12 protein-coding genes and 1 riboswitch are annotated in these 21,274 nt (G+C 68.4%); of the genes, 4 read left to right on the top strand and 8 right to left on the bottom strand.

Annotation, left to right across the window (positions count from 1 at the left end; all coding sequences use genetic code 11):
* Window positions 1-123: 123 nt before the first annotated feature.
* From ACYVGE_RS08825 to thiC, 6 genes are all read right to left on the bottom strand, one after another.
* The gene (locus tag ACYVGE_RS08825) at window positions 124-1,101 is read right to left on the bottom strand and encodes an aspartyl/asparaginyl beta-hydroxylase domain-containing protein (protein WP_460729055.1); all 978 of its coding nucleotides are present in this window, start codon (window positions 1,099-1,101) and stop codon (window positions 124-126) included.
* A gap of 53 nt (window positions 1,102-1,154) precedes the next feature.
* A complete protein-coding gene (locus ACYVGE_RS08820; RefSeq protein ID WP_460729053.1) occupies window positions 1,155-1,841 on the bottom strand; it encodes a potassium channel family protein in 687 nt (228 codons plus the stop codon).
* A gap of 98 nt (window positions 1,842-1,939) precedes the next feature.
* The gene (locus tag ACYVGE_RS08815; RefSeq protein WP_460729051.1) at window positions 1,940-4,822 is read right to left on the bottom strand and encodes a TonB-dependent receptor plug domain-containing protein; all 2,883 of its coding nucleotides are present in this window, start codon (window positions 4,820-4,822) and stop codon (window positions 1,940-1,942) included.
* A 79-nt stretch (window positions 4,823-4,901) separates the two neighbouring features.
* A complete protein-coding gene (locus ACYVGE_RS08810; protein ID WP_460729049.1) occupies window positions 4,902-5,819 on the bottom strand; it encodes a helix-turn-helix domain-containing protein in 918 nt (305 codons plus the stop codon).
* A 154-nt stretch (window positions 5,820-5,973) separates the two neighbouring features.
* The gene (locus tag ACYVGE_RS08805; protein WP_460729047.1) at window positions 5,974-8,241 is read right to left on the bottom strand and encodes a winged helix-turn-helix domain-containing protein; all 2,268 of its coding nucleotides are present in this window, start codon (window positions 8,239-8,241) and stop codon (window positions 5,974-5,976) included.
* Window positions 8,242-8,509: 268 nt separating this feature from the next.
* Window positions 8,510-10,387: a phosphomethylpyrimidine synthase ThiC gene (gene thiC, locus ACYVGE_RS08800; RefSeq protein WP_460729045.1), complete on the bottom strand. Its 1,878-nt coding sequence runs from the start codon at window positions 10,385-10,387 to the stop codon at window positions 8,510-8,512.
* 155 nt (window positions 10,388-10,542) lie between these two features.
* Window positions 10,543-10,638, bottom strand: a riboswitch (TPP riboswitch).
* Between the two features lie 73 nt (window positions 10,639-10,711).
* Between thiC and ACYVGE_RS08795 the strand changes: the two genes are divergently transcribed.
* From ACYVGE_RS08795 to thrC, 4 genes are all read left to right on the top strand, one after another.
* A complete protein-coding gene (locus ACYVGE_RS08795) occupies window positions 10,712-11,455 on the top strand; it encodes a TylF/MycF/NovP-related O-methyltransferase (RefSeq protein WP_460729043.1) in 744 nt (247 codons plus the stop codon).
* Between the two features lie 348 nt (window positions 11,456-11,803).
* Entirely contained in the window at window positions 11,804-14,341 is a 2,538-nt protein-coding gene (gene thrA, locus ACYVGE_RS08790; RefSeq protein WP_460729041.1) for a bifunctional aspartate kinase/homoserine dehydrogenase I, read from the top strand.
* 47 nt (window positions 14,342-14,388) lie between these two features.
* Window positions 14,389-15,321: a homoserine kinase gene (locus ACYVGE_RS08785; RefSeq protein WP_460729039.1), complete on the top strand. Its 933-nt coding sequence runs from the start codon at window positions 14,389-14,391 to the stop codon at window positions 15,319-15,321.
* Window positions 15,318-16,607 (top strand): threonine synthase, encoded by a 1,290-nt coding sequence (thrC, locus tag ACYVGE_RS08780; RefSeq protein WP_460729037.1) that lies wholly within the window; start codon window positions 15,318-15,320, stop codon window positions 16,605-16,607. Before ACYVGE_RS08785 ends, thrC begins: the two co-directional genes overlap by 4 nt.
* A gap of 103 nt (window positions 16,608-16,710) precedes the next feature.
* Here the strand turns inward: thrC and ACYVGE_RS08775 are convergent, their stop codons facing one another.
* Both ACYVGE_RS08775 and ACYVGE_RS08770 read right to left on the bottom strand, forming a co-directional pair.
* A complete protein-coding gene (locus tag ACYVGE_RS08775) occupies window positions 16,711-19,944 on the bottom strand; it encodes an efflux RND transporter permease subunit (protein ID WP_460729035.1) in 3,234 nt (1,077 codons plus the stop codon).
* Between the two features lie 170 nt (window positions 19,945-20,114).
* Complete coding sequence (locus tag ACYVGE_RS08770) at window positions 20,115-21,260, bottom strand: efflux RND transporter periplasmic adaptor subunit (RefSeq protein ID WP_460729033.1); 1,146 nt, start codon at window positions 21,258-21,260, stop codon at window positions 20,115-20,117.
* Window positions 21,261-21,274: the final 14 nt, after the last annotated feature.

The following is a 21,274-nucleotide window of genomic DNA, read 5'->3' as shown; positions in this document are numbered from 1 at the left end:
ACGCGCAGGATGTGGCGGAATCAGTGCGACCCACTTGATGGGTCTTGTCGCGGAGGCAGGACGAGGTTGGCGTCGACGCCCCGGGCCCTGCCGGAAGTCACGGCAAAATCGCTGGCGAGTGCCTCAGGCGTAGTCGCCCGGGTCGCGCTGGCGGATGGCATCTTTCGTGCCGGCCTGCACCGCGGAGCGACCGATCATCACCTGCATGGCGCCGTACCAGTTGAGCTCGTTCTTCAGTCGGATCGGCTCGGCCAGCGGGCGGGACTCGGCGATGTAGTTCGCCAGCAGGCGGCGGAACTCGTCGCGCCCGGCGGGCGCATCGCCGTACTGGAACCACAGCCCCTGCCACGCGCGGGTGAAGCGCTGGGTCAGCGCGCGCAGGCGTTGCAGGTTGGCGTGCGGCTCCACGTCCGCGAACAGCAGGGCGAAGTGGCTCTTGAGTTCCCACGGACTCATCACCGCCGGAACGTTCACGGTTTCGCAGGCGAACCCGGCGACCTGTCCGGCCACCGGCGCGAGCTGGCGCGGCGTCCATCCCGCGCGTGGCCCGTCATGCGGGCGGCCTTGGTCGACCAGGTCCCAGAAGCCCGCTCCGCCCACGGTGTCGAGCACCAGGTGCACGCGCGACTGGGTGGCATCGTTGACCACGCAGTGCTGCCGCCAGGTATCGAAGATCCAGCATTCCCCGGGCGCCATGTTGATGGTCTCGCCACCGCATTCGAAGCGCACGGTGGGCTGGGTCACGATGGGCACGTGCACGCGCACGCGTTCGGCCCAGTAATAGCCCTGGTCGGCGTGGCGCTTCACTTCCGCCTGTCCGGCCAGGCGCATCAGCCGGCTGCGTCCCACGGTGGCGCCGATGCTCGCGAATACCTGGCTCAGGTACGGACAGCGCTGGAGGTACTCGGTGGCGCGCATGGTGCCGGCGTAGCTCTCGTTGTCCGGATCGCCGTCGATGGCGACCAGCGGCAGCATCGAGTTGCCGGGAAATCCCTGCGGGTGCGGGCGCCAGCTCGATTCCTCGATGGCGTTGACCTCCGCTGCCAGCGTCGCGGCATCGAACAGGAGCGGCAACTGGATGAAGGGAAGCGGCAACTTCATGTACGAACCTCGACGGAAACGATCGCCATCCTAACGGCCGCCATGCTAACGCCTCACCGCGAGTCGGCACGCAGGAGCGACAGTCCGATCAGGCGCGAGACGACCACCGCGATGTAACCGATGCCGGCGAGCTGCTCCAGCATCGTCAGCACGCGCGCGGCGGAACCGAGCGGCAGGATGTCGCCGAGACCGGTGGCGGACAGGTTGGTGAAGCTGAAGAACAGCAGCTCCAGCCAGGTGCGCGGGCGCTCCGGCATCACCGCTCCGGTGAAGCTGCCGGGGTACCACGCCTGGCAGATCAGGTAGAGGTAGGCGAAGCCCCACGCCAGCAGGGTGAAGGTGGCCCCCGCGGCGAACAGTTCGTCGGTGGTCACCCGGTGGTCGCTGAGCATGTAGGCGATGAGGCTCGCGGCCACGTAGAAATACAGCAGCGCTTCCAGCGCCGATGACCACACCAGCAGGAGTTCGCTGTCCGACGCCACCGACAGGATCGAGAGCACGAACGCGGGAATCGCGATCAGCCACGCGATCCAGTTGACCGCCGGGGTGCGGACGACCACCCACACCGCCAGCAGCAGCACCATTGCGCCGAAGGCGGAAAAGACCACCCGCCCGCCCGTGCTTTCGTCGAGCAGGGGAAAGATCACCAGGCTCAGCAGCTGCGCGGCCAGCAGGAAGGCCGACGGGTGGCGGCGCCAGGGGACGCGCCAGCTGGGTTCATGATCCCGGACATCGTTCATGGCGTGCGAGTGTGCCCCACTCGCCGCCGCGCCGCATCCACAAAAAACTACGGCCCCTTGCGGGGCCGTAGCGGTGTTGCTCAGCGATCCGGGAACGATCAGAAGCGCTGCTGGTACTTCACGTAGATCGTGCGGCCGATGTCGAAGCCACCGTAGTACGGGAAGTTGCTGCTCGGCTGGGTGAACATCGTCGGGCCGAGGTGGTCGAAGACGTTGTTGGCACCCACCGCGACAGTCGCATCCCACGGCAGCTTGGCGTTGACCTGGACGTCGTGGAAGGTGTTGGAACCCAGGCGATTGATCGCGTCCTCAACGCCGTTGGCGATGCGGTCCGGATCGTTGCACGGACGGTTCGGCACGCAGCTCTCATAGATGCCGGAGTAGTAGCGCGCCGTCCAGTTGGCGCCCCAGATACCGTAGTTCCAGTTCAGGCCGAGGTTCGAACGCAGGCGGAACACGCCACCCGTGCCGACTTCGCCGACCATGATGTCGTTGCCGTCTTCGTCCTGGGTCAGGGTGTCGTACTTGCTGGTGTACGAGTTGTCCCAGTTGATCGCGAACTTGCCGAACGAGGTTTCCGGCAGCTTGTAGGAAACGTTCAGGTCCCAGCCTTCCGTTTCCAGCGCGCCGAGATTGGCCAGGCCGAAGAACATGTTGGTGATGTGGCCGTCGGCGGCGCGGACGATGCTGTCGCAACGCGAGGCATTACCCAGCACGTAGCAGTCACGCAGGATCGTGTCCGGGCTGTCCTGGATGATCGCGTTGGTGAGGTCGTAGTTGTACCAGTCGAGCTCGATGTCCAGGCCTTCCACCCACTTCGGGCTCCACACGATACCGGCGGTCTTGGTGGTGGCCGTTTCCGGGGTGAGGTTCGGGTTGGAACCGCTGATGAACTGGTCCGGGGTCTGGCACGGATAGCCAGTGCAGGGCACCAGGCCCTGGCCGAGCTGCACGTAACCGAGCGGCACGCCAGCGGCGTTACAGGCGGCATTGCCGTTGACGCTGTTGTTGGCACCCACGCCGCACGGGTCGGTGTACGACTCGAAGCTGGCATTCAGACCGCCGAACAGGTCGTTGATCGACGGCGCGCGGAAGCCCTCGGCGTAGGTGCCGCGGACCAGCAGGCCGTCCATCGGACGCCAGCGCAGCGAGAACTTGCTGTTGAGCGTGTTACCGAAGTTCGAGTAGTCCGAGTAGCGCGTCGCGACGTTGAAGCTCAGCTCCTTCGCGAACGGCATGTCGGCCAGGACCGGGATTTCCAGCTCGCCGTAGATTTCGTCCAGCGAGTAGGCGCCCGAGGTCGTGGTGGCCGGCAGGCCGGTGCTCGTACCCGCCTGACGGAACGCATCGGGGACGAAACGGCCGTCTTCTGCGCGGTGCTCGATACCCACGGCCAGACCCAGGTCACCGGCCGGCAGCGTGAACGGCGAGCCGGACAGGTTGGCGCTGTAGGTCTTGGAGTTGGTGCGACCGGTGTCGGTGTACTGCGGGAACAGGAACGCGATCAGGTCGGGGTTGCCGCTGAGCGAGCCGGCCTGGGTGTCGCCGAACGGCGCCATCGGGTTCCACGGGATGCACTGCGTGGCCACGTTGGTGCCATAGGCGATCGGAGCGGCGGCGGTGCCGCACTCGACGCGACCCGTGGCCGGGTTGAACCACGACGGGCCCAGGGCCTTGCGGGTGGCCAGGAGGCTGGCGTCGCCGTGGCCGGTCTTGATGTTGTCGTTACGGTTGATGTTGGCGCTGACGTCCCAGTCCCAGTACTTCTCGCCGATCTGGAAAGTGCCGTCGAAGCCGGCCGCGACGCGGAAGGTCTCGAGGCTGCTCTCGGTGGTACGCGGCACTTCCCACAGACGGCGGCGGAAGGTCAGGGCCGTGCCCGGGGTCGGGTTGAAGTAGCTGTTGGCCGCCAGCGGGGTGGTGAACGAAGCCGACTGGTACGGGTAACCGGCGATCTGCTGGTCGGTGGTGCGCTTGTTGTACTGCAGGTCGGTCTTGAAGCGGATGTTGTCGGTGATGTCCACCGAGCCGTTCACGAACACCGACTGGCGCTCGATGCCGGTCTGCACAAACATCTGTTCGTTCGAGTTGGCGTACTGGGACGGCACCAGCGGGGTGTAGTTGGCGATGTTGCGCGGATCGGTACCCGGGGTCAGGGTGCAGAAGACGCGCGCGCCACCCGGGCCGCACGGCAGCAGGGCCGAGCCGTTCTGGCTGACCGGACTCCAGCCCGAGAACGGGAAGTCATCGGCGAAGTTTTCGCCGACGTTGCCGTAGGCGCTGAACGGACGGTCCTTGGCGAAGACCGGCTCTTCCTTGGTGTACTCGAAGCTCACGGTGAGGCTGGAACGATCGGTCTGGTTGCCGATCGTGAAGTCGTAGGACTGCTTCTCACCGTCGCCCTGGCTGTACTGGCCGAGGTAGGCGTTGGCTTCGACGCCGTCGAAGTTGCTGCGGGTGATCACGTTGACCACGCCGGCGATGGCGTCCGAACCGTACAGGGACGAACCGCCGTCCTTCAGCACTTCGATGCGCTCGACCGCGGAGACCGGGATCTGGCTCAGGTCCTGCAGGCCGCTGGTCGAGATGCCCAGGCGATGGCCGTTGACCAGGACCAGGGTGCGCTCGGCGCCGAGGTTGCGGATGTCGATGTAGTAACCACCGACGTCTTCACCGGAGGCCAGGGCCTGCGCACGCGAGATCGCCGGCGAGCCGGCCGAGGTCAGGTTCTGCAGGATGTCGGCAACCGAGGTGAAACCCTGCTGCTGGATCTGCTGGCGGGTGATCTGGATGACCGGCTGGGCGGTCTCGATGTCGGACTGGCGGATGCGCGAGCCCGTCACCTCGATGCGATCGAGGGTCGTGGCCTGTTCGGCCGGGGCGGCGGGGGCTTCCTGCGCGCCGGCGAATGCCGGGGCCAGGGCAAGCGCGATGCTGACGGGCAAAAGGCCGCGCGTCATCGCGGTGTGGCGATGGGTCATCTGTTCTCTCTCCGGATGATCGTTGTGTGTCGCTATCGTTATTGGTGCGTTACAGGCTCGTTAAGAGCGCCCCGGCAACTTACGTGCCGGTACGCAATGAAGCTTTGCGATGCACAACGGGTGCCTTTGCGGCATTTGGCGGAGATCTCGTTTCGCTGACGGCGCGCACGCCCTGGCGATAACGCGAGGCGGACACGCCAAATCGCGCGCGGAACGCCCGCGCGAAGCTGCAGCAGTTGTCGAAGCCGCACGCCGCGGCGACCTCACCGATCATCATCGACGTGCCCTGCAGCAGGTCGGCCGCGCGTTCGACGCGCAGGCGCGCGGCGGCGGCCTGCGGGCTCTCGTCGTAGAGCGAGAGGAAGGTCTTGGAGAAGTACCAGCTGGAGAAGCTGGTGAGCTCGGCCAGTTCGCTGATGCGGACGATGCGGTCGCTGTTGCCTTCCAGGAACAGGCGGGCGCGCTGCAGGCGACCAAAGACCTGGCGCTTGCGGTTGCGCGACCGGCCCGGGCAGCGCGGCACGCGCTCGGCGAGCTCGCGCTGCGCGCCGACCAGGTGCAGGAGCAGCGGGCGCAGCTGCGCGATGTCGGCCATCGGGCCCCGGGTAGCGGTGTCGCGCCACAGGCGCAGGGCGATGCGGGCATCGTGGGTGCTGAGGCGGCCGCGGCCGGCGTAGAGGGCGCCGTCGGAGAGGCGGCCCAGGGCGCGCAGCACGTCGGAGCCCAGGCTCAGGCCGATGCACAGCCCATGGCGGTCGCTCTGGACCAGCGGGCGCGAATCCTTTTCCAGCGCGATCCACTCGCCGCGCTGCAGCTGGAAGCGGCCTTCCCGGGCCTCGACCCAGGAGCTGCCCCGGATCTGGACCCAGACCGAGAAGCCGCCGTTCTCAAGCTGGACGCTGCCCAGGCGGGTCACGCCGATGCAGCCTGCCTGGCCGGCGTCGGCCATGTCAGGTTGCAGGATCTGGCCGCGGTCGGCCCACTGTGTCGATTCCACTTATCCACCTTCTCTGTGCAAGAACAGGTGTGTGGATTTGCCCGACACGGGCGCCGGCTTCAGGAAAATTGGCGGAGAGTTGTGCGAAATCCTGCCGAAAGCCGTTCCGAAAGACTTCCGATGCAGCTTTTCCCTTGCAGCTCAGCCACTTGGCTCACTGCGAACCGATCGGCTCCGGTGGCAGCGACATGGGCATGAAACCGATGTCGCCACCATCCCACAGGGAAAGGGTGACGTAGATCACGTCACCGCGCGGCGACAGACTGAAGCCGCTGGGGCCGCTGCGGCGGTTGCGGTCCACGCACAACGGCGGCGCGGCATCGCCCAGGCGGCGCAGGGCCGACGCGCAATCGGACGTGCGCACGAAGTAATAGATGTCGCCCTGCCCGGTCACGGACCACAGGCGGTAGCTGGAGACTTCCGGTACGGCAGCATCGACCTGGCGGACGCTCGCCGCCGATAGCGCCAGGTCGGCCTGCCACAGGCCCGGCTGGCCGGGTCGCGTGAACAGCACCCGCTGGTGCGCCGGATCGACACGGGCGACGGCGATGTCCTCGATCGCCGCTAGCGAGCGCCAGGGCGCCGTCCGCCGGTCGTACAGCTGCAGGCGCAGGCGCCCCTCCTCGCCACCGGCGATCACCAGCAGGCGATCGCCGTCGCCGGGGACATACAGCGCCTGGACTACGTCCGCGACCGGATTGGGCAGGCGCACGACCTGCGCGCTGGCGGGCACCACCTCATACAACCCGAACCCGGCGTCGCCGCTGCCGACCACCAGCAGGCGCCGGCTGTCGGGCGACCAGTCGGGCGGATGCCAGGACTCCGGGCGCAATCCTTCGATCAGGCGCAGCGATTCCGGCCGGGCCAGGTCGGCCCACCACAGGGCAAACGCGCCGGAGCGGTCCGAGGTGAATACCAGTTGGCGGTCGTCCGGCGCGATGACCGGAAGGCGATCGCGGCCCGAGGACGGAAACAGGCGCTCCGGGGGGCGGCGGCCGCCGAGGGCCATGCGGTGGATGCCGAAGTAACTGCGCGCTTCGGTGAAGGCCATCGAGGGCACGTGTGCCGCGACCGTGGGCTCGAGCGCATCGGCGATGCCCATGTCGTGCACCAGTCCGCTGCGCAGGTCGAGCTCCATCAACCGGCTTTCGCTGCCGCTCCAACGCGACAGGACGATGCTGCGGCCGTCGGGCATCCAGTCCCATCCGCGGATATCGCCATGCAGGCGGGTCAGGCGACGCGGTGGACCGCCCGTGCTCGGAATCCGGTAGAGGTCGCCCACCGGCGAGTTGCGGACAAAGACGATCCAGCGGCCATCGGGCGAATAGCGCGGCGCGAAATCCACGTCGAGGGCGGTGGCGCCGTAATCCAGCAGGCGCCACTCACCGCTGGCGAGATCGAGCAGGCGCAGCCCGGCGCCGCCGGTCGGGGTGCCGCGACTGCCGAATACCAGGCCGCGGCCGTCGAAGGTCCAGTCGAAGCTCGGCGGGTTGCGCGGATCGCAGCTGCCGACGCTGCGTTCGGCCCCGCCGTTCGACGGCACCACCATGACCCGGCAGTCCTCACCGCCATTTCCATCGCCATCGCGCACGCGCAGGAACGCGATCTCGCGCCCGCTCGGCGACCAGGTCGGCGCGCGGTCCGAGGTGTCGCCTTCGGGGTGGCTCAGCTGCCGCGGCGTACTCGGGTCGGTGGTCTGCAGCATGATCGCCGTGCGGCGATGCCCGGTGGGTACCGCGACGTACGCGACCAGGGCTGCATCGGGCGAGAGCGCGGGGCTGCTCTCGATGCCCGGCACCGACGTGATGAGCCGGTAACTGGTGGTCGCCGGAACGCGCGCGCCGGTCTGCGCCCGCGCCGGGCTCCCTTCACCGGGCGGCGCCTCGCGGCGCAGCGACCAGGCCAGCGCCAGCACGAACACCAGCGCGGCCGCACCCAGCGCAATGGCAATAGCGCCCCATCCGCCGCGGATATCGGTCGGCGTCGCGGCGTAGTTCGGCCATTGCCGGGGTGCCTCCTCCGGCGCTGGCGCGGCGGCGGATTCGGCACCGTTCGCCGCGGATTCGGCGAGCCATTCCACCGGCGCCAGCAGGCGATATCCGTACTTCGCGATGGTCTCGATGTAGCGCGGATTGCCGCGCTCGTCGTCGAACGCCTTGCGCAGCTGGGTGATGGCCTGCGTCACCACGTCGTCGCTCGGCATGGTCCCGGCCCACACCTGCGCAAGCAGCGCATCGCGGCTGACGACGCGGCCACCCTGCTCGATCAGCGCCGCCAGTACGGCGATCGCCTTTGGGGTCACGCGCCGGGGCCGGCGCGCGCCGGGGGCATGGATCTCCCGCAACGGCATGTCGACCGTGCAGTCGCCCACGCGCAGGCGGGCGGACGGCAGCGGCGATGGGGGCGATGAAGAGATCGACATGAATCCTGAAGATGATGCGGAGGTGCGCGCGTGGCCGCCAGTGCGGTCAATGGAACCGACAGATGCCGCAAACGGGGTTGCCAGCCACTGGAAGGCGTGTTGGCTGGACAGATTCTAGAGTCTGCGGGTTACCCGGCCGTTGCCCGCGCTGAATGCAGAGCCCCGCGACGCCCTGACGCCGGCCGCCCGGCGTCGCTCTCCCCCAGAGTCTCTTGCGCCGGAGTGGTCCCGCTCCGGCGCTCTATTGCCTGCGGAGCACGGCACGGCCTCAGGCCTTGCGGTAGACCTCGGCGCCCTGCGCCAGGAATTCCTTCGACTTCTCGGCCATGCCTTCCTCGAGCGCCGCGGTTTCGTCGACGCCATGTTCGGCGGCGTAGTCGCGCACGTCCTGGGTGATCTTCATCGAGCAGAAGTGCGGGCCGCACATCGAGCAGAAATGCGCGACCTTGTGCGCATCCTTGGGCAGCGTCTCGTCGTGGAATTCGCGGGCGCGTTCCGGGTCGAGTCCGAGGTTGAACTGGTCTTCCCAGCGGAACTCGAAGCGCGCCTTGCTCAGCGCGTTGTCACGCGCCTGCGCACCGGGGTGGCCCTTGGCGAGGTCGGCCGCATGCGCGGCGATCTTGTACGCCATCAGCCCTTCGCGCACGTCGTGCTTGTTGGGCAGGCCCAGGTGTTCCTTGGGCGTGACGTAGCAGAGCATCGCCGTGCCGAACCAGCCGATCATCGCCGCGCCGATCGCCGAGGTGATGTGGTCGTAGCCCGGTGCGATATCGGTGGTGAGCGGACCGAGCGTGTAGAACGGCGCCTCGCCGCACTCGCTCAGCTGCTTGTCCATGTTCTCCTTGATCAGCTGCATCGGCACGTGGCCGGGGCCTTCGATCATGGTCTGGACGTCGTGCTTCCACGCGATCCGGGTGAGTTCGCCCAGCGTTTCGAGTTCACCGAACTGCGCGGCGTCGTTGGCGTCGGCGATCGAACCCGGACGCAGGCCATCACCCAGCGAGAAGGCCACGTCGTAGGCCTTCATGATGTCGCAGATGTCCTCGAAGTGGGTGTAGAGGAAATTTTCCTTGTGGTGGGCCAGGCACCACTTCGCCAGGATCGAACCACCGCGCGAGACGATGCCGGTGACGCGCTTGGCGGTCAGCGGCACGTAACGCAGCAACACGCCGGCGTGGATGGTGAAGTAGTCCACGCCCTGCTCGGCCTGTTCGACCAGGGTGTCGCGGAAGATTTCCCACGTCAGCTCTTCCGCGCGGCCATCGACCTTCTCCAGCGCCTGGTAGATCGGCACCGTGCCGATCGGTACCGGCGAGTTGCGGATGATCCATTCGCGGGTTTCGTGGATGTGCTTGCCCGTGGACAGGTCCATCACCGTGTCGGCGCCCCAGCGGATCGCCCACACCAGCTTCTCGACTTCCTCGGCGATGCCGGACGACACCGCGGAGTTGCCGATGTTCGCGTTGACCTTGGTCAGGAAGTTGCGGCCGATGATCATCGGCTCGCTCTCGGGATGGTTGATGTTGTTGGGGATGATGGCGCGGCCGCGCGCGACTTCGTCGCGCACGAATTCCGGCGTGATCAGTTTCTGGATGCTGGCGCCGAAGGCTTCGCCCGGGTGCTGGCGCAGCAGGTGCGCCTCACGGATCGCCTCGATGCGCTGGTTCTCGCGGATGGCGATGTATTCCATCTCCGGCGTGACGACGCCGCGCTTCGCGTAATGCATCTGCGAGACGTTGGCACCGGCGATGGCACGGCGCGGCTGCGGGCGCTGGCCAAAGCGCACCGCATCCAGCTTCGGGTCGTGCTCGCGCGCGCGGCCGAATTCGGACGAGAGGCCATCGAGCAGTTCGGTATCGCCGCGCTCGCCGATCCATTGCGCGCGCAGCGGCGCCAGGCCGCTGGCGAGGTCGATGCTCGCCAGCGGGTCCGTATACGGACCGGAGCAGTCGTAGATCGCGAATGGCGCGTTGTCCTCGCCGCCGAACATCGTCGGCGTCTTCGTCAGCGCGACCTCGCGCATCGGCACGCGGATGTCGGGCCGCGAGCCTTCGACGTGGATCTTGCGCGAGCCTGGAATCGGGCGGGTGACGTCGGCCGACAGTTGCTCGGCCTGCTGGAGGAGTTCGGTGGGAACCGCGTTCATCTGTTTCGTCCATTGTTCGTGGGAGCGGTGGCGCGAGAGCGACCTTGATTGCCGGATTTCGTCCCGCGCTTCGGCGCGTAGACATCATGGCAAGGGAAGATCATTCGCGGCGCTACGCGGACGAAGCGGCGGCGCTCGGATCGTGACGGAATCGTGACGGATCCGGCGAAGCTTCCCTACGGCGGTGCGATCCGCATCAGGTTCGAAGGGTGTGTCTCAACCGGCCAAGGCCAGTACCCCCGCTTCGGGGGATATTAGAGCACACGCGATTTTCCCTAGCCTGCAGGTGTGAACAGCCCCTCATATCCCCCTCTGTCGTTTTCGATGGATGACATCGTTGTCGCCCGCCTGAACCGCCCACCGGGACGGCGCCAGCGCATCGCCAACCAGGTACTGGCCCGCCTCGGCACGGGATTGCGCGTCGCGGCCCGGCCGTACAGTTGGGGCTACGGCAATGTCGAGTCGCGCGTGAACGTGTTCCATCTCGCCAGCCAGACCTGCGCCTACGACGTTCCGGGCGATCTGGTCGAGGTCGGATGCGCGCTCGGCGGCTCCTCGGTCGTGATCCAGTCGGTGCTGTCGGCCGGCGGGGAAACCGGCAAGTCCTTCCATGTCTACGACAGCTTCGAAGGGCTGCCCGAACCCAGCGCTACCGACGCCGCCGACAGCGTCTACCGAAAGGGCGACATGGCCGCGCCCCTCGAACGGTTCGAAGCGAGCTTCCGCTACCTCGGCCTGCCGTCGCTGCCGGTCATCCACCGCGGCTGGTTCGACGACACCATTCCGGCGCAGCTGCCCGACCGGATCAGCTTTGCCCTGATCGATTGCGACCTGTACACCTCGACCGCGCACGTGCTGCCGCACGTGTATGCGCGGATGTCGCCGGGGGCGATCGCCATGTTCGGGGTGTACTACGACCCCGCCGTGTATCCGTGCGAAGGGATCCAGGACACCTACGCCTCGCCGGGCGTGAAGCGGGCGACCGACGAATTCTTCGCCGACAAGCCCGAGCGGGTCTCGGTCCTGTACGCGAACGAATATTCCAACGGGTACTTCCGCAAGGTCTGACCCGGTTTCGGCCAGGGGTTCCACCAGACAGCAGTGCCACCGGCAGGGTTTGCCCGGACGCATGACTGCGTGCGCGAAAGAACTGATGCCGCCACAAGGTTATTTGACACGCCCTGACACCAGCCGCTATCACTGCCCCATGCAACTTCTTTCCACGCGCTTCCGTCCGATCCGCAGCCACGCTGCGATCGACGCGCGCGCGACCGCCACTGCCCGCACTACCATCACCATGACCCGATGGTGGATGCGGCTGGGCGTTGTGGACTGAGATTCCAAACCCCGCCCCGCATCCGGACCGGATGCGGGGACACGCGTCCGGCGGCTGCGGGGCTTATCAGGAGCCCTCGCATGCCCTTCGATCCTCCTCCCTCGCCGCTGGCGAAGCCGGACGCCCACGCGCAGGCCGGCGCCGCGTTGTGCCACGCGCACAAATTCGGTGGCAGCAGCCTCGCCACCGCCGAACGATTCCGGCAGGTCGCGGCGCTGCTGCGCGGAACGGGTACACCGCGCATCGTGGTGGTCTCGGCCATGCAGGGCGTCACCGATGCGCTGACCTCGCTGGCACAGTCCGCACTGGCCAGGCAGCGCTGGCACGACGATTTCAGGGCACTGCGCGACCGTCATATCGCAGTCGCAGGCGAACTCGACGCGGAGGGCGCGCACGCGCTGGTCGCATGGCTCGAAACGGAATTCGCCGCATTGCAGGCCTCCCTGTCCACGCCCTCGCGCCGGCCGGAATGGTTCGCGACGCTGCAGGGCGCGGGCGAGGTCTGGTCTGCGCGCATGCTGCTGGCGACGCTCGATGGCGCAGCCGCCGGCTGGGCAGTACTGGATGCGCGTGAGGTGCTCGCAGTCCATCCCGGCGAACTCGGGGTCGGCGTCGACTGGCCGCGCAGCCGTGCCCGCCTGGCCACATGGCGTGCGGCGAACCGGCAGGCGAACGTCATCGTCACCGGTTTCATCGCCCGCGGCAGCGATGGCGCGGTGACGACGTTGGGGCGCAACGGCAGCGACTATTCGGCGGCGATCTTCGCGGTGCTGTGCAATGCCAGCGAACTGACCATCTGGACTGACGTCGACGGCGTGCTCAGCGCCGATCCGCGCTTGGTGCCGGACGCGGTGTGCCTGGAGTCGATGTCGTACGCCGAGGCCTGCGAACTGGCCTACTTCGGCGCCAGGGTGCTGCATCCGCAGACCATGGCGCCGGCGATGCAGGCAGGCCTGCCGATCCGCATCCGCAACACGCTGCGCCCGCAGGCGCCCGGCACGTTGATCACCGCCGATTCGGCGCCCGCCGCCTCGCCGGTGAAGGGGCTCAGCCTGGTTTCCGACATGGCGCTGCTCGAGCTCACCGGTGCCGGCCTGATTGGCGTGCCTGGCACGGCCGAGCGCATGTTCGCCGCGCTGCATACGGCCAGCGTGTCGGTGACGATGATCTCGCAGGGCTCCTCCGAACATTCCATCTGTTGCGTGCTGCGTGCCGATCAGGCCGAGCGCGGCCGCATGGCCGTGCAGGCGGCATTCCGCGACGCCATCGCCGACGGCCAGGTCGAAGGCGTGCGCGTCACGCCCGGTATCGCGGTGCTTGCGGCGGTGGGCGATGGCATGGTCGGCACGACGGGCGTGTCCGCACGCCTGTTCAATGGCCTGGCCCAGGCGCGCGTCAACATCCGCGCGATCGCGCAGGGTGCGAGCGAACGCAACGTCTCGGTCGCGGTATCCGCCGAGGACGCCACGCGCGGATTGCGCGCTGCGCACGCCGCCTTCTGGCTGTCGCCGCAGACGCTGTCGGTCGGCGTGATCGGCCCCGGCAATGTCGGTCGCGCCCTGCTCGCACAGCTGGCGCAGGCCGCGTCGCGCTACAGCGGCGCCGGGGTCATTCCGATCGAAGCGAAGCAGACAGGCGCAAGCGGCCTTGACCTGCGCCTGCGCGCGATTGCCAACAGCCGGCGCATGCACCTGGCGCCACGCAGACTCGATCCCTCGGAGGCCGTTGCAGCATTGGAGGAAGGCGAAGCGCTCGACTTCGCCCGTTTTGCCGCACACGTGCGCGCCGAGCACCTGCCGCACGCCATGATCGTCGACTGCAGCGGCAGCGATGCGGTCGCCGCGCATTACGCCGAGTGGCTCGCGGCCGGCATCCATGTGGTGACGCCCAACAAGCATGCCGGCGCCGGTCCGCTGGAGCGCTATCGCGCGATCCGCGCGGCGACCCGGCACGGCGGCCACTTCCGCTACGAAGCCACCGTCGGCGCCGGCCTGCCGGTGATCCAGACCCTGCGCAACCAGCTCGATACCGGCGACGAACTCACCGAAGTCGAAGGCGTGTTTTCCGGCACGCTGGCCTGGCTGTTCAATCGTTTCGACGGCAGCGTGCCGTTCTCGCGGCTGGTCGCCGAGGCGCGCGAACTGGGCTACACCGAACCCGATCCGCGCGACGATCTCGGCGGAGTCGACGTGGCGCGCAAGCTGGTGATCCTGGCACGCGAAGCCGGACGCGAGCTGTCGCTGGAAGACGTGGAAATCGAAAGCCTCGTGCCACCGGCGCTGCGCGAGGTGGGTCGCGAGGAATTTTTGTCGCGACTGCAGGAACTCGATGCGCCGCTGCAGGCGCGGCTGGACGCGGCGCGGCGCGAAGGTCGCGCGCTCCGCTATCTCGCACGACTGGACAGCGAAGGCCGTGCACGCGTCGGCCTGGTCTCGCCCGATCCGGACCACCCCAGCCTGCACAGCCAGCTCACCGACAACCTGGTCCAGTTCCGGACCCGCCGTTACGCCTGCAATCCGCTGGTGGTGCAGGGACCGGGCGCGGGTCCCGACGTGACGGCGGCGGGCGTGTTCGGCGATATTCTCGCCATCGCGCAGGCGCTGGGGGCACGGCCATGAGCGTTGTCCCCGTCGCCGCATCCCCCTTCCGCCCTCCGCCCGCCTCCATGACCGCGACCAAAACCACGGCCTTCGCCCCCGCCAGCGTCGGCAACATCGGCGTCGGCTTCGACCTGCTCGGCCACAGCATCGCCGGGCCGGGCGACCGCGCGCAGGTCACGCGCATCAGCGAACCGGTCGTGCGCATCAGCGCGATCGAAGGCGACGTCGCCGGGGTCGCGCAGCTGCCGCTCGATGCGCCGCTCAACACCGCAGGCCGCGCGCTGATCGAGTTGCGCGAACGCCATGGCATCGCGCACGGCTTCGAACTGCGCCTGCATAAGGGCATTCCGCTGGGCTCGGGCCTGGGTGGCTCCGCCGCGTCGTGCGTGGCGGCGCTGGTGGCGGCGAATGCGCTGCTCGACATGCCACTGGAGCGCGAGGACCTCTACCCGCTCGCCCTGGTCGGCGAGGCCGTCGCGAGCGGCAGCACGCACGGCGACAACGTCGCGCCGATGTTGTTCGGAGGCGTCGTGCTGGCGACATCGACACGGGCGATCCGCCTGCCCGCACCCGAGTTGTACTGCGCCGCCGTGCATCCGCACTTCGTGCTGGAGACGCGACATGCACGCGCGGCGCTCGTGCAGCCGTATGCGATCGGCGACTTCGTGCGGCAAAGCGAGCACTTGGCGTTGTTCCTCACCGGACTGGCACGCGCCGACCTGTCGCTGATCGCCGAGGGCCTGCGCGACGTGCTGGTCGAGCCACGCCGCGCCGCGTTGATTCCGGGTTTCGCGGAAGTGAAGGCGGCGGCGCTGGCGCACGGCGCGCTCGGCGCGAGCATCTCCGGTGCGGGGCCCACGGTGTTCGGCTGGTTTGCCAGCGCGGACGAGGCCTCATGGGCGGCGCATGCAATGCAGGTCGCCTTCGCCGGTGCCGGCCTGGAGAGCGATGTCTACGTTTCGCCGGTGAACGGGCCGCGCGCCGAGCTCGTTGCATGAGGTTCGCCAGCACGCGCGGTGGCGTCGAGCCCGCGCCGCTGGACGTGGCACTGGCGGCCGGACTGGCGCCCGACGGCGGACTCTACGTGCCCGAATCGATACCGCGCGCGGACATGGATCGCGCTGGCGCCACCCTGGCGCAGACAGCCCGCGCGGTGCTCGCCCCGTACTTCCTGCAATCGGACCTGCGCGAGGCGCTGCCCGCACTGTGCGACGCCGCCTTCGCCCGGCCCGCGCCGCTGCGCGCGCTGGCGTCATCGGACAATGATCACGTCCTCGAGCTGTTCCATGGCCCCACCGCCGCGTTCAAGGATTACGCCGCGCGCTTCCTCGCCGAATCGCTGGCGCGACTGCGCGATCCCACCGCGCCGCCCACGACTATTCTCGTCGCCACCTCGGGCGATACCGGTGCCGCGGTCGGCGCCGCGTTCCACCGCCGCCCCGGCTTCAACGTGGTGATCCTGTACCCCGACGGCCGCGTCGCGCCGCGCCAGGCGCACGGCCTGGAATGTTTCGGCGACAACGTGCGCACCTACCGCGTCGCCGGCAATTTCGACGATTGCCAGCGCCTGGTGAAGCAGGCGCTCAGCGACGAGTCGCTGCGCGCGCGCCTGTCGCTGAGCTCGGCCAACAGCATCAGCCTCGGCCGTCTGCTGCCGCAGATGGCCTACTACGCGCATGCCGCGCTGGAATTCCGGGCCGGACACGGCGTGCCGCTGAATTTCATCGTACCCACCGGCAACCTCGGCAATGCGCTGGCGTGCTGGTTGGCGCGGTGCATGGGCCTGCCGATCGGCGACATCGTGTTGGCGAGCAATGCCAACGACGCGCTGCCGCGCTACTTCGCCGGCGGCGACTACGCTCCGCGCGCGAGCGTCGCCACGCTGGCGAATGCCATGGATGTTGGTGCACCGAGCAATTTCGAGCGCCTGCGCTTCTGGCACCGCGACGATGCGGAACTGCGCGGCGCCATGCGCGCCTTCAGCGTGGACGACGACGCCATCCGCGACACCCTCCGCGAGGCACCGCAACGCCATGGCGTGGTGCCCTGCCCGCACACCGCCGTCGGCCTGTGCGTGCTTGAACGCCTGCGCGAAGCCGCCGATACGCGCCCCTGGGCCGTGGTCGCGACCGCGCATCCGGCAAAGTTCGACAGCATCGTCGAACCGCTGGTCGAGCATGCGGTGGAACTGCCACCCGCGCTGGCGGCGTGGCTGGCGCGGCCTGCGCAAGGGTGGCCGATGGCAGCTGATTACGACGCGCTGCGCGCGGAGCTGCTGGGCTGAGACGGACGCGCGGTTGCGTGTCGGCAGTGAAGAATGGGTGCGGCGAGCCATCCGAAAGTCCGGGAGGGGGGAGAGAGCCTCCGGATGGCCCGCCGCAAAGACGTCAGCCGCCGCCTGCTTCTGAGGCGTGCTGCGGCGCGTTGTTCTGACCCGCAGCTCGGCTCTCATCGCGGCGCACCCGGAACCACGTCGCGTACAGCGCCGGCAGGAACAGCAGCGTCAGCACCGTGGCCACGATCAGGCCACCCATGATCGCCACCGCCATCGGTCCGAAGAACGCGCTGCGCGTGAGCGGAATCATCGCCAGCACCGCGGCGAGCGCGGTCAGCACGATCGGGCGGAAGCGGCGCACGGTCGCCTCGATGATCGAATGCCAGCGGTCGTTGCCGGCCGCGATGTCGTGTTCGATCTGGTCGACCAGGATCAACGAGTTGCGCATGATCATGCCGCCGAGCGCGATCGTGCCGAGCATGGCGACGAAGCCGAACGGCACGCGGAACACCAGCAGGAACAACGTCACCCCGATCAGCCCCAGCGGCGCGGTCAGCAGCACCAGCGCGGTGCGCGCGAAGCTGCGAAGCTGCAGCATCAGCAGCGTCACCACCACCAGCAGGAACAGCGGCATGCCGGCGTTGATCGAGTTCTGCCCGCGGGCGGAATCCTCGACCGCGCCGCCGGTCTGCAGCAGGTAGCCCTCCGGCAGCTGCCCGCGGATGCCTTCCAGGGTCGGCAGGATCTGCGCGACCACGGTCGGCGCGGTCAGCGTGTTGCGGATGTCGGCGCGCACGGTCACCGTCGGCAAGCGGTCGCGGTGCCAGATCACGCCGTCCTCGAACACGTATTCGAGCTTGGCGATCTGCGACAGCGGCACCGGCCCGTTAGCGGTGGGCACGGCGAGGCTGCCGAGCAGGTCCAGGCGCGCGCGTTCCTCGGCGGGCCCGCGCATCAGCATCTCGACCAGCTCGTTGCCTTCGCGGTAGGTGCTGACGTGCAGGCCGGACAGCGAACCCGACAGGAAGCGCGCCACTTCCGCCGAGCTCACGCCCAGCGCACGCGCACGGTCCTGGTCGATCACCAGTTTCACCACCTTGCTGGGCTCGTCCCAGTCGAGGTTGACGTTGGCGACGTTCGGGTTCTCGCGCACCTTCGCTTCGACCTGCTTCGCCAGCGCGCGCACCCGGTCGATGTGTTCGCCGGACACGCGGAACTGCACCGGGTAGCCCACCGGCGGCCCGTTCTCCAGGCGTGTCACGCGCAGCTGCAGTTCGGGGAACTTCGGGGCGACGTCGTTGATCAGCCAGTGGCGCAGTTCCTCGCGCGCCTCGGTGTCCTTGGCGCGCACCACGAACTGGGTGAAGTTGGCCTGCGGCAGCTGCTGGTCGAGCGGCAGGTAGAAGCGCGGCGAACCGGTGCCGACGTAGGCCACGTAGTTGTCGATGCCTTCGCGCTTCTTCAGTAGCGCCTCCAGCTTCTTCGCCTGCGTCTCGGTCGAGCGCAGGGAGACGCCTTCGGCCAGTTCCATGTCGACCATCAGTTCGACGCGGGTGGAATCGGGGAAGAACTGCTGCGGCACGAAACGGAACATCGCGACCGACAGCACGAACGCACCCGCGGTCAGGCCGATCACCAGCCAGCGGCGGCGCAGGCAGGCGTCCAACAGGTTGCGGAAGGCGACATGGAACTTCGACCCGTACGGATCGTGCACGTCACTCCCTCCCCCGCCTGCGGGGGAGGGTTGGGGTGGGGGTAAGTCCGCATCCGCAGCCCCCTTCCCAGCCTTCCCCCGCTTGCGGGGGAAGGAGCTCAATGCGCGCAGTCGTTGCCAGAACGATGGTTTGGCATGGGCGTTGTGCAGGTCGGGCAGCATGCGGTCGCCCAGATAGGGAATGAACAGCACCGCGGCGATCCACGACACCAGCAGCGCGATCGTCACCACCTGGAACAGCGAGCGCGTGTACTCGCCCGTGCTCGATGCCGCCGTCGCGATCGGCAGGAAGCCGGCCGCCGTCACCAGCGTGCCGGTGAGCATCGGGAACGCGGTGGTCTCGTAGGCGAAGCTCGCGGCCTTGAGGCGCGAGAAGCCCTGCTCCATCTTGATCGCCATCATCTCCACGGCAATGATCGCGTCGTCGACCAGCAGGCCCAGCGCCAGCACCAGCGCACCCAGCGAGATCTTGTGCAGGCCGATGCCGAAGTAGTGCATCACCGCGAAGGTCATCGCCAGCACCAGCGGAATGCTGACTGCCACCACCATGCCGGTGCGGAAGCCGAGCGAGAAGAAGCTCACCAGCAACACGATCGCCACGGCTTCGGCCAGCACGCGCACGAACTCACCGACCGATTCGTGCACGGCCGCGGGCTGGTCGGAGACCTTGCGCAGCTCCATGCCGGCCGGCAGCGACCGTTGCAGGCGCTTGAACTCGCTTTCCAGGGTCTTGCCGAGCTTGAGGATGTCGCCGCCGTCCTTCATCGCGACGGCTATACCGATGGCATCCTCGCCCATGAAACGCATGCGCGGCGCGGCGGGATCACTGAAGCCGCGCGTCACCGTCGCCACGTCGGCGAGGCGGATCGTGCGGCCGCCAGTGCGGATCGGGAAGTCGCGGATCTGCTCCACCGACTTGAAGGCCCCGGTGATGCGCAGCTGCACGCGCTCGGTCGGGGTCTCGAAGAAGCCCGCCGGCACCACCGCGTTCTGCTGCTCCAGTGCACTCTTCACGGCATCGAGCGGAATGCCCAGCGTGGCCAGCTTGGTGTTGCTGACCTCGATCCAGATCTTCTCGTCCTGCAGCCCGACCAGCTCGATCTTGCCAGCGTCGGGTACGCGCTGCAGTTCCAGTTGCACGCGCTCGGCGTAGTCCTTGAGCACGGCGTAGTCGAAGCCCTTGCCGGTCAAGGCGTAGATGTTGCCGAAGGTGTCGCCGAATTCGTCGTTGAAGAACGGGCCGACGGTGCCTTCCGGCAGCGTGGGGCGGATGTCGCCGACCTTCTTGCGCACTTGGTACCAGACATCCGGGATGTCCTTCGAATGCAGCGAATCGCGCGCGACGAAAGTCACCAGCGATTCGCCCGGGCGCGAGTACGAGCGGATGAACTCGTACTTGCCGGTCTGCATCAGCTGCTTCTCGATGCGCTCGGTGACTTCACGCGAGACCTCGTCGGCGGTGGCGCCCGGCCACAGCGTGCGCACCACCATCGCCTTGAAGGTGAAGGGCGGATCCTCGGACTGGCCCAGGTGGCGGTACGACCAGGCGCCGATCAGCGCCAGCAGCAGCATCGCGTAGACGACGAGAGTGCGGTTGTTGAGCGCCCACTCGGACAGGTTGAAACGACGCATAGGTCAGCGTTCCGTATTTGAGAGTCCCTTCTCCCCGCGTCGCGGGGAGAAAGGCGAAGCGAGCGACAGCTCGCTGGGGGAAGGGCGGATGAGGGACTGCTTTTGCGCCTGCGGCGCTCCCCTCATCCCGACCTTCTCCCCGCACGCGGGGAGAAGGAGGAGTGGAAGGATCAACGGGCCGTCAGGGCTACCGGCTTCGTGGCGGCCATGGCGATGGGGCGGTTCTCGCGATCCACCGGCGCGACCACCTGGCCTTCGCGTAGCAGGTGGCCGCCGGCGGTGACGATCCAGGCGCCGGGATTCACGCCGGACAGCACGGGCGCGGTGGTTTCGCCGAAGGCACCCAGTTGCACCGGCGCGAGATGCAGCCTGCTGGTGGACGGATCGACCACCCAGACCGCGGTGGCGTCGCCGGCACCGCGCTGGATCGCCGACAGCGGCACGTTGAGCGCGGCGCGCGTCCCGCTGTCCTGCACGTACACGCGGGCGCTCTGGCCCAGGTCGACCGCCTTGGCCGCCGCGCCGGTGAGCTCAACGCGCGTGGCATAGGTGCGCGCCTGCGGATCGGCGGCCGGGGCGATTTCGCGGATCGTGCCCGGCAGGCGCTGGCCCGGCGCGCTCCACAGTTCTACCGCTACCGGCTGGCCGACGCGGAACTCGCGGATGCGGCTTTCCGGCAGTGCGATGGCGACTTCGCGGCCGCCGTCGGCGGCGATGGTGAAAACGGTCTGTCCGGCACCGACGACCTGCCCGGCCTCGGCGGCACGGCTGGCGATCATGCCGTCATGCGGCGCGCGCAGCTGCGTATAGGCCGACTGGTTGCGGGCCACATCGAGGTTGGCGCGCGCGGCATTGACCTGGCCCTGCGCCGCGGTGGCGGCGGCGTTCTGTGCGTCCAGCGCCGAGCGACTGACCAGCTGCTGGCCGGCGAGCTTGGCGTAGCGGGCCTGATCGGCGCGGGCGCGGCCGAGTTCAGCTTCCGCGGCGGTCAGCTGCGCCTGCGCGGCGCGGGCCTGCGCGGCGAGATCGCCCGCATCCAGCACGGCGAGCACGTCGCCCTGGCGCACGTGCGCGCCGACATCGACATCGCGCCGCACCAGCTTGCCGGCCACGCGGAAGGACAGCGGGCTCTCCTCGCGGGCCCGGATTTCGCCGGCGTAGGCGGTGAGCGCGGCTTCGGCGCCGCCACCGGGATGCATTACCAGCACCGGCCGCGGCGCCTCGGTCGTACGGGCCTCGCTATTGCAGCCCGCCAGGGCGACCGCCGCGGCCAGGACCGCAAGACCGCCAAAAACGTGGGGGAATTTGCTACTCATGGCGCCAGCCCTCA

It is taken from the genome of Lysobacter rhizosphaerae (assembly GCF_054779795.1).
The sequence above is the reverse complement of the archived record's forward strand: the minus strand, read 5'-3'. Positions and strand labels throughout refer to the sequence as shown.